Annotated in this window: 10 protein-coding genes; 9 read left to right on the top strand and 1 reads right to left on the bottom strand. The window is 44.8% G+C overall.

The features are described from left to right. Positions 1–135: 135 nt before the first annotated feature. The 9 genes from ACVBIL_RS08020 to ACVBIL_RS08060 all read left to right on the top strand — a co-directional run bounded on the left by ACVBIL_RS08020 (position 136) and on the right by ACVBIL_RS08060 (position 12,091). Positions 136–336, top strand: a complete 201-nt coding sequence (locus ACVBIL_RS08020; protein ID WP_447166454.1) for a twin-arginine translocation signal domain-containing protein — start codon at positions 136–138, stop codon at positions 334–336. Between the two features lie 15 nt (positions 337–351). Beyond that, positions 352–3,201, top strand: a complete 2,850-nt coding sequence (locus ACVBIL_RS08025; RefSeq protein ID WP_447166455.1) for a formate dehydrogenase subunit alpha — start codon at positions 352–354, stop codon at positions 3,199–3,201. Positions 3,202–3,227: 26 nt separating this feature from the next. Then, complete coding sequence (gene fdh3B, locus ACVBIL_RS08030) at positions 3,228–3,815, top strand: formate dehydrogenase FDH3 subunit beta (protein WP_447166456.1); 588 nt, start codon at positions 3,228–3,230, stop codon at positions 3,813–3,815. Positions 3,816–3,868: 53 nt separating this feature from the next. After that, complete coding sequence (locus ACVBIL_RS08035; protein ID WP_447166457.1) at positions 3,869–4,876, top strand: formate dehydrogenase subunit gamma; 1,008 nt, start codon at positions 3,869–3,871, stop codon at positions 4,874–4,876. Positions 4,877–5,768: 892 nt separating this feature from the next. Then, a complete protein-coding gene (locus ACVBIL_RS08040) occupies positions 5,769–5,966 on the top strand; it encodes a twin-arginine translocation signal domain-containing protein (RefSeq protein ID WP_447166458.1) in 198 nt (65 codons plus the stop codon). 18 nt (positions 5,967–5,984) lie between these two features. Next, positions 5,985–8,840 carry a formate dehydrogenase subunit alpha gene (locus tag ACVBIL_RS08045; protein WP_447166459.1) on the top strand — a complete coding sequence of 952 codons (2,856 nt, stop codon included), beginning with the start codon at positions 5,985–5,987 and terminating at the stop codon, positions 8,838–8,840. 29 nt (positions 8,841–8,869) lie between these two features. Beyond that, the gene (fdh3B, locus tag ACVBIL_RS08050) at positions 8,870–9,439 is read left to right on the top strand and encodes a formate dehydrogenase FDH3 subunit beta (RefSeq protein WP_447166460.1); all 570 of its coding nucleotides are present in this window, start codon (positions 8,870–8,872) and stop codon (positions 9,437–9,439) included. An 80-nt stretch (positions 9,440–9,519) separates the two neighbouring features. Continuing rightward, positions 9,520–10,503: a formate dehydrogenase subunit gamma gene (locus ACVBIL_RS08055; protein WP_447166461.1), complete on the top strand. Its 984-nt coding sequence runs from the start codon at positions 9,520–9,522 to the stop codon at positions 10,501–10,503. Between the two features lie 259 nt (positions 10,504–10,762). After that, complete coding sequence (locus tag ACVBIL_RS08060; protein WP_447166462.1) at positions 10,763–12,091, top strand: coproporphyrinogen III oxidase family protein; 1,329 nt, start codon at positions 10,763–10,765, stop codon at positions 12,089–12,091. Positions 12,092–12,125: 34 nt separating this feature from the next. Here ACVBIL_RS08060 and ACVBIL_RS08065 read toward each other — a convergent pair whose 3' ends face one another. Next, a complete protein-coding gene (locus ACVBIL_RS08065; RefSeq protein WP_447166463.1) occupies positions 12,126–12,311 on the bottom strand; it encodes a hypothetical protein in 186 nt (61 codons plus the stop codon). Between the last annotated feature and the right edge of the window lie 312 nt (positions 12,312–12,623).

Below are 12,623 nucleotides of genomic sequence, written 5' to 3' on the forward strand. Positions count from 1 at the left end.
TAGCTAATGAGCCATCGAGCTTGAGCTGACATAGACAAAAACTGGGACTCTTCTCAACAAGAGTCTAACAAGAACTGGATAGAGCGTTTAAACATAAGCAATTTATCTTAATTTTAGTATATCTAAGGAGACACTATGAAGAAGCAAGCTTCCGACATGGGCCGTCGTCAACTGCTAAAGGCATTGGCTATCGGCAGTGCGGCTGGCGCAGTTGCAACTGCAAGTGGACAAGCTCTTGCCGCACAACCTGATACCGCACCTATTGCGAAAAAAGGCAGCGGTTATCAAGAGTCTGACCATGTTCGTAGTTATTACGACACATTGCGCAGTAACTAATTAAAGGAGAGTGTGATGCGATTAAACCGCAAAACAGACCAAGCTGTCACAAGTAAGAAGGCAGTTCTAGGTCTAAACCGTCGCCAATTCCTCAAGTCCGCGAGCCTCGCGACAGGTGGTATTGCAGCGGCATCTATGCTTGGCGCAGGAATGATGCGCAAAGCAGAAGCTAAATTTATCCCCCATGACGTCCCCACCGAAACCAAACGTACCATCTGTTCCCATTGCTCTGTAGGCTGCGGCGTTTATGCCGGCGTTCAAAACGGTGTATGGACAACTCAAGAGCCAGCATTCGATCACCCATTTAATGCGGGTGGACACTGTGCCAAAGGTGCAGCGTTGCGTGAACATGGTCATGGTGAAAAGCGTCTTAAGTATCCAATGAAGTTAGAAGGCGGTAAGTGGAAGCGTCTTTCATGGGATCAAGCGATTGAAGAAGTAGGCCAGCACGCACTGGATATTCGTAAAGAATCGGGTCCAGACTCAGTATTTTTCATGGGTAGTGCAAAGTTCTCTAACGAACAAGCTTATATGTACCGCAAATTTGCGGCAATGTGGGGCACTAACAATGTCGACCACTCTGCACGTATTTGTCACTCTACCACTGTAGCTGGTGTTGCAAACACTTGGGGCTATGGTGCGCAAACCAACTCTTTCAACGACATTCGCAATGCTAAGGCGATGATGTTCATCGGCTCAAACCCTTGTGAAGCTCACCCTGTTGCTATGCAACATATTTTGATTGGTAAAGAGCGCGGCGCAAAAATTATTGTTGTCGACCCTCGTTTCACCCGAACTGCAGCTAAGTCTGATGAGTTCGTGCATATTCGTCCTGGTACGGATATTCCTTTCATTTATGGTTTGTTATGGCACATCTTCGAAAACGGTTGGGAAGATCATACCTTTATCGACCAACGTGTTTACGGCATGGAACGTATTCGCGAAGAAGTGAAGAAGTATCATCCTGCTGAAGTGGCAAATATTGTTGGCGCAACCGAAGAACAGATGCGTCGCGTCGCTAAGTTACTTGCTGAAACTAAGCCGGGTACTATCGTTTGGTGTATGGGTGGTACTCAGCACCACGTCGGTAATGCCAACACACGTGTATACTGTATCCTGCAGCTAGCCCTAGGTAACATGGGTATATCAGGTGGTGGTACTAACATCTTCCGTGGCCACGATAACGTACAGGGTGCAACTGACTTTGGTCTACTGTTCGATACGCTACCGGGTTACTACGGTCTTAAGACGGGTTCTTGGAAGCACTGGTGTAACGTTTGGGACTTAGATTATGAGTGGGTTAAAGGCCGCTTCGATCAAGAGCCTCGTTTAGGTCAAGATCCTATGACCTCTACAGGTATTCCATGTTCACGTTGGCATGATGGTGTACTTGAAGATAAGTCTAAGATTGCTCAAAAAGATAACATCCATATGGCATTCTTCTGGGGGCAGTCAGTTAACACTGAAACCCGTGGTCGTGAAGTGCGTGAAGCACTCAACAAGATGAAAACAGTTGTTGTTGTGGATCCATTCCCAACGATGGCGGGTGTTATGCATGAACGTACCGATGGTGTTTATCTGCTACCAGCATGTACTCAGTTTGAAACCTACGGTTCTGTATCTGCGTCTAACCGTTCTCTACAATGGCGTACCAAAGTCATTGAGCCATTATTTGAGTCTAAGCCTGACCATGTAATCATGTACAAGCTAGCCAAGAAATGGGGTATCGAGAAAGAGTTCTGTAAACATATCAAGGTCAATGGTGACGAGCCGTTGATTGAAGATATGACACGCGAATTCAACAAGGGTATGTGGACTATTGGTTACACAGGTCAAAGCCCTGAACGTTTGAAGATGCACCAAGAAAACTGGGGCACCTTCGATATTAAATCGCTTGAAGCACCAGGTGGTCCAGCTAAAGGTGAGACTTATGGTCTACCTTGGCCATGTTGGGGCACGCCTGAGTTTAAGCACCCTGGTACCCAGATCCTGTATCGTACTGGCCGCGAAGTGATGAATGGTGGTGGTAATTTCCGTGCCCGTTATGGTGTTGAACATGACGGCGTGAACATCTTGGCTGAAGGCTCTTACTCTAAGGGCAGTGAAATCAAAGATGGTTATCCTGAGTTTACCGACAAGATGCTCAAGCAGCTTGGCTGGTGGGATGACCTGACAGCTGAAGAGAAAGTTGCGGCGGAAGGTAAGAACTGGAAGACAGATATTTCTGGTGGTATTCAGCGAGTCGCGATTAAGCATGGCTGTATTCCTTACGGTAATGCGAAAGCGCGTTGTGTCGTGTGGAACTTCCCTGATGACATTCCATTACACCGTGAGCCGTTATATACGCCTCGTCGTGATTTGGTTGCTAAGTACCCAACCTACGAAGATCGTATGGTTGCACGTCTTCCTACCCTGTATAAAACTATTCAGGAGAAGGACTTCGCTAAAGATTTCCCACTTGTTATTACGACAGGCCGTTTAGTCGAGTACGAAGGTGGTGGTGAAGAGACACGTTCGAATCCATGGCTTGCTGAACTTCAGCAAGAGATGTTTATCGAGATCAACCCTGTTGATGCTGCCGATCGCGGTATTCGTGATGGTGATAACGTGTTCGTTCATAGTCCTGAAGGTGCAAAAATCACCGTTAAGGCCATGGTCATTCCACGAGTTGTACCGGGTGAATGTTTCATGCCATATCACTTCGCGGGTGTATTTGAAGGTGTCAGCCTAGCAAAGAACTACCCCGAAGGAACGGTTCCTTATGTTATTGGCGAAGCTGCTAATACCGTAATGACCTATGGTTATGATGTTGTGACACAGATGCAAGAGACGAAAGCGAGCTTGTGTCAGGTCAGCAAAGCCTAATTAACTTGATGAGGAGATAAGCCATTATGGCAAACATGAAATTTTTATGTGATACCAAACGCTGCATCGAGTGTAACGGTTGCGTCACAGCATGTAAAAACGCCAATTCTTCAGCTATTGGCTGGGGAATTCAACGTCGTCGCGTGGTTACGCTAAATGATGGTGAGCCAGGTGAAGCATCCATTTCAGTGGCGTGTATGCACTGTACCGATGCACCTTGTATGGCAGTTTGTCCTGCAGATTGCTTTTATCGTACTGATGAAGGCATCGTATTGCATAACAAAGAAACCTGTATTGGTTGTGGTTACTGCCTCTATGCATGTCCTTTTGGAGCACCTCAGTTCCCTCAGAAAAATGCATTTGGTAGTCGCGGTAAGATGGACAAATGTACTTTCTGTGCTGGCGGTCCAGCGCCTGATTTCTCGGAAGAGGAACGTAAGTTATACGGTGCAAACCGTATTGCAGAAGGCAAGCTGCCTTTATGTGCAGAGCTGTGTGCAACTAAGTCACTACTTGCTGGAGATGCATTAGTCATTTCTAACATATTCCGTGAACGTTCTGCCGCACGCGGCGCACCAGAAGCGCTTTGGGGTTATAAACCAACAACTGGCTAGTCTGGCTGAATAGGACCGCAAGTCTTGGCTTGCGGTCCAATAAAGGAGTGAATATGTTTATGAAATCACTGCGCAGCCTATTTGCACTGCTAGTAATTCCATTGGTGCTTTCAATGGGATTGGGGCTTAGCGCTTCAGTAATGGCTGCGGATGGTCAAACGAATCAGCAGCAAGTTGCTACCAATGACGTGGATCTTTGGCGTGCTGTTAAGTCGGGCGAGTCGGGTTATACCACTGCAAACAATGTTGAGGCTGGTGTTTTAATTAACGTTGTCGGTAATGAAGGCGAAATCGTTCGTAATAAGTACTTAACCCCAATAATGGGGATTACAGTTGTTGGCGTTTTTGCTGCATTTCTATTTTTCTACCTAGTGAATGGCCCCTCTAAATTGAGCAAAGGCTTTTCAGGAAAAATGGTGCTACGTTGGTCTAAAGCAGATCTGTGGATCCACTGGGTATTAGCGACCTCTTGTTTGGCGCTAATTTTCACGGGTCTAAATATCATGCTGGGCAAACACGTATTACAACCTTATATCGGTGAAGGCCTGTGGGCTGGACTGATCTACGGTAGTAAGACAATACATGATTGGGTTGGACCGATATTTATCGTGTCTTGGATCCTGTGTGTTGTTAAGTGGATGCCGATGCAAACTTTCAAGATGTATGACTTAAAATGGTTCTTAGTCGTTGGTGGTTACATCAACTTTGGCCCATTTAAAGGTAAGCATCCTGACAGTGGATTTGCTAACGCCGGTGAGAAAATGTGGTTCTGGAGCTTAACGATATTCGGTTTATTTATTGCCGCATCTGGTTTAATGCTTGTATTACCGGGTTTAGATCTACCACGTGAAGCCTCGATGGCTGCATTGCTAATCCATTCCATAAGCGCGATTATCATTATCGCATTTACTATCGTACATATTTGGATGGCGACGGTATTAAGTGAAGGCGGTATGGAGTGTATGGTATCGGGTTATTGCGATGAAAACTGGGCAATCCAACATCACAATGTATGGCACGATGAAATGAAAGATAGCAATAGTATCGTTTATAAAGACTAACGCTTGTTTCATTATCATATGAAAAATGCCTCGACCTAGTCGGGGTATTTTTTTTGGCTAAAACGCGTCTGTAATGAGGATTCTTTGCGTGCCACTTGACTCATAAGAGGCCAATCCTAATGTCATCTATTCGCCTTGAATTAGTGTGCCAAAAACATTTTGAGTCGATCAACTTCTTTTACTGATTAGTATCGTTCACCCGCCTTAAATTAGTTCGCCTAAAAGCACTCTAAGTCGATCGCTTGCTATAGTGATCAGTATTAGGCTCGTTAAAGTAAGAGCGATTGAAATCGCTTCCCTCTGACGCAGGTTTCCCTTCATAAACTAAATAGTAAAGCGAACGAATATATACAAACCGACTGTTTTGAAAGGTAACGTTTTTACTGCAGTCGTTAAGATATATTAACGTTTTGTGTACAGACAGATTTGTGGCTCCTCTCCATAGCTTCTCGCGCTAATGTTTTGACTCCTGAAATAACTACATTTGTCTAAATAGTAGGCATTAGATGGAATAAATGGTAATAGTTGCTATTAAGCTTATAGATTGAATTTAAGGTGTTGTAGTTGCTAATTATTTGTTAATCAACCTCAACTCGTAAAGCGTAAATTTTTAGTGCTATATACCGTCTACACTTCTGTAAATATGCGCTACTTAACACTTTCGGTAAAATTTGGCCAAAAGTAGAAATTTAACCAGATTCAGATCAATTTTTCCTGACATAAAATTCTTTATATTACGCGGGTGATTTGAATGGATACCTTTAATAAGTAAACACTTTTTACAAAGCTAACACTTTGTTTACAAATGATTCAGTTGAAGTGTGTGCAGTGTGATTTTTAAAAGTATCTTAAGTTTTTATAACCAGAGTATTCCTTTCTACCAGGAGTAAGAATGAAGAAGCAACAGCCTGATCTGAACCGCAGATCTTTGCTGAAAGCACTGACCATTGGTGGCACTGCAAGTGTTGCTATCGCCGCTACCGGCATCAGTGTTGCTCAAGCAAGTGAAAGTAAAGTCAGCACAAACAATGACAATGGCTATCATGAAACTGCGCATATCCGCAATTATTACAATAGCTTACGCGGCTAGTTTAGGAGAATTTAAGCGATGAAGTTAACTCGCAAATCCAACGCGGCACCTACTGTAGAGAAAAAAACTCTAGGTATCAGCCGTCGTCAATTTATGAAGCAAGCAGGTATCACCTCTGGTGGTATTGCAGCAGCTTCTTTGTTGGGTACAGGCATGATGCGCAAAGCAGAAGCCAAAGATATCCCACATGATGTACCAACTGAAATCAAACGTACTGTATGTAGTGCGTGTGCGGTAGGTTGTGGTTTATACGCTGAAGTTCAAAATGGCGTATGGACAGGTCAAGAGCCAGCTTTCGATCACCCATTCAACGCGGGCGGTCACTGTGCTAAAGGTGCTGCACTACGTGAACATGGTCACGGTGAAAAGCGTCTTAAGTACCCAATGAAGCTTGTTGATGGCAAGTGGAAGAAACTATCTTGGGAGCAAGCTTTCAACGAAGTTGGCGACCAGATGCAGACCATTCGTAAAGAATCTGGTCCAGACTCTGTTTACTTTATGGGTAGCGCTAAGTTCTCGAACGAAGGCTGCTACATGTACCGTAAATTTGCGGCTATGTGGGGCACGAACAACGTCGACCACTCAGCACGTATTTGTCACTCTACCACGGTAGCCGGTGTTGCTAACACTTGGGGTTACGGTGCGCAAACTAACTCTTTCAACGATATCCAGAATGCAAATGCAATCTTCTTCATCGGGGCAAACCCGGCTGAAGCGCATCCTGTTGCAATGCAGCATATCTTGATCGCTAAAGAGAAGAACAACGCTAAGATTATCGTGGTTGATCCACGTTTCTCTCGCACAGCAGCTCACTCAGACCTACACTGTGCAATTCGTCCAGGTACTGATATTCCATTCATCTACGGTATGCTTTGGCACATCTTTGAAAATGGTTGGGAAGATAAGACATTCATCAAAGAGCGTGTGTTCGAGATGGAGTCTATTCGTGCAGAAGCGAAGAAGTTCCCACCTAAAGAGGTTGAGCATGTTACTGGTGTTAGCGAAGCTGATGTTTATCAAGCTGCTAAGCTTATGGCCGACAACCGTCCAGGCACTGTAGTTTGGTGTATGGGTGGTACTCAGCATCACGTGGGTAACGCGAACACTCGTGCATACTGTATCCTTCAGCTAGCCCTTGGTAACATGGGTGTGTCTGGTGGTGGTACTAACATCTTCCGTGGCCACGATAACGTACAGGGTGCGACCGACTTAGGTCTATTGTTCGATAACCTTCCAGGTTATTACGGTCTAGCGACAGGTGCTTGGAAGCACTGGACTAACGTTTGGGACCTGGACTACGATTGGGTTAAGGCTCGTTTCGACCAAAACTCATACCTAGGTCGCGTTCCGATGAACACACCTGGTATTCCTTGTTCACGTTGGCATGACGGTGTTCTAGAAACACCTGAGAAGCTAGCTCAGAAAGACCGTATTCGTATGGCATTCTTCTGGGGTCAATCAGTTAACACTGAAACGCGTCAGCGCGACGTACGTGATGCACTCGATCAAATGGACACTGTCGTTGTTGTGGATCCGTTCCCAACTATGGCGGGTGTTATGCACCGTCGTAAGAATGGTGTTTACCTATTGCCTGCTGCAACTCAGTTTGAAACTGAAGGTTCAGTATCTAACTCTGGCCGTAGCCAGCAGTGGCGCGAAAAGGTTATCGAGCCATTATTCGAATCTAAGACCGACCTTGAGATTATGTACCGTCTTTCTCAAAAACTTGGTTTTGCAGACGAATATACTAAGCGTATCGCTAAAGATGCCAACGACGTTCTTGTTATCGAAGACATTACTCGCGAAATTAACCGCGGTATGTGGACGATTGGTATGTCTGGTCAAAGCCCAGAGCGTATTAAAGAGCACACCATGAACTGGGGAACCTTCAGCAACAAGACACTTGAAGCTGCGGGCGGTCCTGCTAAAGGCGAGACTTACGGTCTACCTTGGCCATGTTGGGGTACGCCAGAGCAGAAGCATCCTGGTACACAGATCCTGTATGACACAAGCAAACACGTTCTACAGGGCGGTGGTAACTTCCGCGCTCGTTACGGTGTTGAGTATAAAGGCGAGAACATCTTGGCTGACGGTAGCTTCTCTAAAGGCGCTGAAATCCAAGACGGTTATCCAGAGTTCACAGCTGACATGCTTAAGCAACTTGGCTGGTGGGACGACCTAACGGCTGAAGAGAAGAAGCATGCCGATGGTAAGAACTGGAAGACTGATATCTCTGGTGGTATCCAACGCGTTGCGATGAAGCACGGTTGTATTCCATTCGGTAACGCTAAAGCACGTTGTATCGTTTGGACCTTCCCAGACCAAGTACCTGTTCACCGTGAGCCGTTATACACGCCTCGTCGTGATCTTGTGTCTAAGTACCCAACTTATGACGATATGCAAGTTCATCGTTTACCAACTCTGTACAAGTCAATCCAAGAGGTGGACAACACAGATAAGTACCCACTAGGTCTGACTTCTGGTCGTCTAGTTGAGTATGAAGGTGGTGGTGAAGAGTCGCGTTCAAACCCATGGTTGGCTGAACTTCAACAAGAGATGTTTGTTGAAATTAGTCCTGCTGATGCTGCTGACCGTAACATTCAAGACGGTGACACAGTATGGCTAGAAGGTGCTGAAGGTGGTCGTATTAAGATCAAGGCTATGGTCACTCCACGCGTTAAGCCTGGTGTAACTTGGATGCCTTACCACTTTGCGGGTGTCATGGAAGGTGAAAGCTTAGCGCCTAACTATCCAGAAGGTACTGTTCCTTACGTTATTGGTGAATCAGCTAACACTGCAATGACTTATGGTTATGACCCTGTGACTCAGATGCAGGAAACCAAGGCAACGCTGTGTCAGATCACTAAAGCGTAATAGCAGAATTAGCTAGGAGAATTGCCAGAATGGCTACAATGAAATTTTTATGTGATACCAAGCGCTGCATCGAGTGTAACGGTTGTGTCACAGCATGTAAGAACGAAAACGACTCTGCTCTAGAGTGGGGAATTCAACGTCGTCGCGTAGTGACTATCAATGATGGTGAGAGAGGCGAAGCGTCTATCTCAGTAGCATGTATGCACTGTAGCGATGCACCTTGTATGGCTGTTTGCCCTGCAAACTGTTTCTACAAGACTGAAGATGGCATCGTACTTCACGACAAAGATACTTGTATCGGTTGTGGTTACTGCCTATACGCTTGCCCATTTGGTGCACCTCAGTTCCCTCAAGGCGGCGCTTTCGGTGCTCGCGGTAAGATGGACAAGTGTACTTTCTGTGCCGGTGGCCCAGAAGAGAACTTCTCTGATGCAGAGCGTCAGAAGTACGGTGCAAACCGTATTGCTGAAGGCAAGCTACCTATGTGTGCTGAACTGTGTGCTACTAAGTCGCTACTAGCGGGTGACGCAGAAGTTGTTTCTGCAATCTTCCGTGAGCGTGTTGCATACCGTGGTTCTAAAAACGCAGTTTGGGGTTAATCAACTTAGGTTGACTAACATCCAACGTACCCTAGGTGGCTCATTTTCTTGAGCCACCCTGTGGTAAAAGAGGACGTATTATGAACAAATGGTTAAAACACATAGGCGTAGCAATTGCACTGTTTTTCAGTGTCTCTGTTTTCGCTCATGCTACTGACAAAGTGGGCGACACTATTGAAGTTAACAACGGTCAAATTTGGGCTCAGCTAAAAGCTGGCGAAGAAGGCCGTACAACATCAACAAGTGAGTTCCACGGTCAAGCAATCAACACGTATGACCTACGTGTGCTTGAATTGCGTAGTGATATTCTTGCTCCAGCGTTAATGGCTGCCCTTTTCGGCATGATCATTATTTTTGTTCTGTTTATCAAAGTGAATGGCATTTCTAAGCTTCACGGTGGTTACTCAGGCAAGCTGGTTTACCGCTGGTCTAAGTTTGACGTATCAATTCACTGGCTAGGTGCGATCCCTTGTCTGCTATTGATTCTGACAGGCTTAATGCTACTTGCTGGTCGTTACTTCGTTCAGCCGTACATAGGTGAAGGCCTATGGGCTGGTATGGTAAACGCTGCTAAGCAAGTCCACGACATCATGGCGATCCCATTCATGTTGGGTTGGGCGCTAATGGTAACGTTATGGGCTAAGAACCAGATGCCTAAGATGTACGACATTAAATGGATGATGGTTGTTGGTGGTTACATCAACTTCGGTCCATTTAAAGGTAAGCATCCTGACGCAGGTTTTGCTAACGCGGGTGAGAAGTTATGGTTCTGGGCATTCGCTGCCTTTGGCCTGCTGATTTCTGCTTCTGGTATGTTATTGCTATTCCCGAACTTGTTCGAGCCTAGCCGTACATTAAGCCTAATTGCGTTAGTGCTTCACTCTGTCAGTGCTATCATCATTACTGCTTTCTCAATCGTGCATATCTTCATGGCAACGGTTATGTCTGAAGGTGGTATGGAGTGTATGGTTTCTGGTTACTGTGACGAAACTTGGGCAAGCCAACACCACAATCTTTGGTTCGATGAGATCAAAGAGAACGGTACGCTTAAGTACAAAGAGTAATCCTCTTTACACTTAACGCCTAAACACCCCAGCTACTTGTAGCTGGGGTGTTTTTATATCAGGGGTCTGCTGTACGTTTTATGCGCAAACACTAAACTATGATCTGCTTAACAAAAAAAACTACATTTCATTGGTAGGAAACGTTAAGTTATAACCAAATCACGTTTTATGCTTAATTAAAGTGCTAATTTTGCTTTCCGCTAGTTCATTCCCATATTTTCAATTCTTTTGTAATTAGCACTATTTTATAGGAATTTTTATGTCTTCAATTATTTTGCCTGAAACTGCTCAACCGTATAACGCCAACATCACTACGCCTAACTGGATGATTAGCGGTATGGAAAAAGTCATGCAGTTTTATGTTGATCGCAATTTAAGATTAGACACGGTTTCGGCTGAAATGATGCCAAATCCAATTGAAGGCAAGAAGTACATGCTTTATGCCCATATCCCTTTTTGTCATACCCTATGTTCATTCTGTACCTTCCACCGCTTCCTATTTAAAGAGGATAAGGCGCGCGCTTATTTTATCTCTTTGCGTAAAGAGATGGATATGGTTAAAGCATTAGGCTATGACTTCGAGTCTATGTATATCGGTGGCGGCACAACAACCGTATTAGAAGACGAGTTGGCCCGTACAATTGAACACGCTAAAAAACTATTCCCAAGCATCAAAGAGGTGTCGTGCGAGTCTGATCCACAGCACTTAGATAGCCCAGGCTTTAAACAGCTAGAAGGCTTAGTGGATCGTATGTCGATAGGCGTGCAGAGCTTTAATGATGATATTCTAGCGATGACAGACCGTCTTGATAAGTTCGGTTCTGGACAAGAGACCTTCGATAAGATCATGGCAGCCAAAGAGCTGTTTCCGATCATTAACGTCGATCTTATTTTTGGCTTCCGTGGCCAGACCGATGAGGTGATCCAGCATGACTTGGATATGGCCTCTCGTTTGGACCCTCGCCAAATTACGACTTATCCGCTGATGATTACTCACCAAACGCGTAAGAGCGTCAAAGGTAAGTTAGCCGCGCCACATGGGGATATGGCACGTCAGTATCGTCAAATCCTGAATAGCTTGAATGGTCAATATAACCAGTTATCAGCTTGGGCGTTTGGTAAGGCGAATAACGAAGGCTTTGATGAATACGTTATCGATTATGATGAGTATCTAGGTGTCGGTTCAGGTTCATTTAGTTTCTTAAATGATACGCTTTATGTGAATACATTCTCTCTAAGAAATTACCAAGAACGCATTGCTGGTGGTCGTATGGGTGTTGATCAGCAGAAAAATTATGGCCGTAAGGAAGTCATGCAGTATCGTTTCTTATTGGGGATGTTCTCGGGTCGATTATCACGTAAGTATTTCCGTGAAACTTTCGGTGTAAATCTCGATACTGCCTTGTTCAAAGAGATGGCATCGATGAAGGCTATCGGCGCAATTAAGAATGACCCAACAGACCCTGATAAGCTGATTGTGACCGATAACGGTAAGATGATGGGACTACTGATGATGAAAGAGTTCTATTCAGGCATGGATAACGTCCGTGCTCAGCTACGCAAGCCGCTTAAAGCCTGCGACATGTAATATTGTAGCTTATAAATTTAGAAGGGTGATCGCGTTAGGGTTCACCCTTTTTTGCGATCATCGCCTGTAGTTTTTTGATATCTTCTTTGACCTGCAACACGTACTCATCGGTATATTGCAGCTGTTCGAATTCCACTAAACACGCTTGATATCGAGTAAGCTGGGCCTCTGGCGTTGCCCCAAACTCCATTTGCTCGTTTACACCAATAATTGAGTCCATTCAATCATTCCTACTTAGATGCTTTGCTATATATTACTTTCGTTAATCTTAATTTTGCTATTACATTATTGAATAGCTAAATCTAATCATGGTGAGACTTTGCCGAGTCTTTCATTTGTTTGGTTAACTTTCATACTGTTAGCCGTTATGTGTGAGACATAAAGAGAAAGCAGTGCTTACGAGGGCTTACATAGGCTTGAGAGATCGCTTACATAGATGGTAATAAATGTAATAAATAGCCCTTTATGACACATGTTTAGCCTACGACTTGGAACCCGCGGATAAATCTCTTACTATCAGAGTCATTATCTT

This window comes from Shewanella sp. 125m-7 (assembly GCF_052977045.1).

Coding starts and splice junctions, on each gene's coding strand:
- ACVBIL_RS08060 (WP_447166462.1), top strand. CDS start 10,763: ATGTCTTCAATTATTTTGCCTGAAACTGCTCAACCGTATAACGCCAAC.
- fdh3B (WP_447166460.1), top strand. CDS start 8,870: ATGGCTACAATGAAATTTTTATGTGATACCAAGCGCTGCATCGAGTGT.
- ACVBIL_RS08045 (WP_447166459.1), top strand. CDS start 5,985: ATGAAGTTAACTCGCAAATCCAACGCGGCACCTACTGTAGAGAAAAAA.
- ACVBIL_RS08040 (WP_447166458.1), top strand. CDS start 5,769: ATGAAGAAGCAACAGCCTGATCTGAACCGCAGATCTTTGCTGAAAGCA.
- fdh3B (WP_447166456.1), top strand. CDS start 3,228: ATGGCAAACATGAAATTTTTATGTGATACCAAACGCTGCATCGAGTGT.
- ACVBIL_RS08035 (WP_447166457.1), top strand. CDS start 3,869: ATGTTTATGAAATCACTGCGCAGCCTATTTGCACTGCTAGTAATTCCA.
- ACVBIL_RS08055 (WP_447166461.1), top strand. CDS start 9,520: ATGAACAAATGGTTAAAACACATAGGCGTAGCAATTGCACTGTTTTTC.
- ACVBIL_RS08020 (WP_447166454.1), top strand. CDS start 136: ATGAAGAAGCAAGCTTCCGACATGGGCCGTCGTCAACTGCTAAAGGCA.
- ACVBIL_RS08065 (WP_447166463.1), bottom strand. CDS start 12,311: ATGGACTCAATTATTGGTGTAAACGAGCAAATGGAGTTTGGGGCAACG.
- ACVBIL_RS08025 (WP_447166455.1), top strand. CDS start 352: ATGCGATTAAACCGCAAAACAGACCAAGCTGTCACAAGTAAGAAGGCA.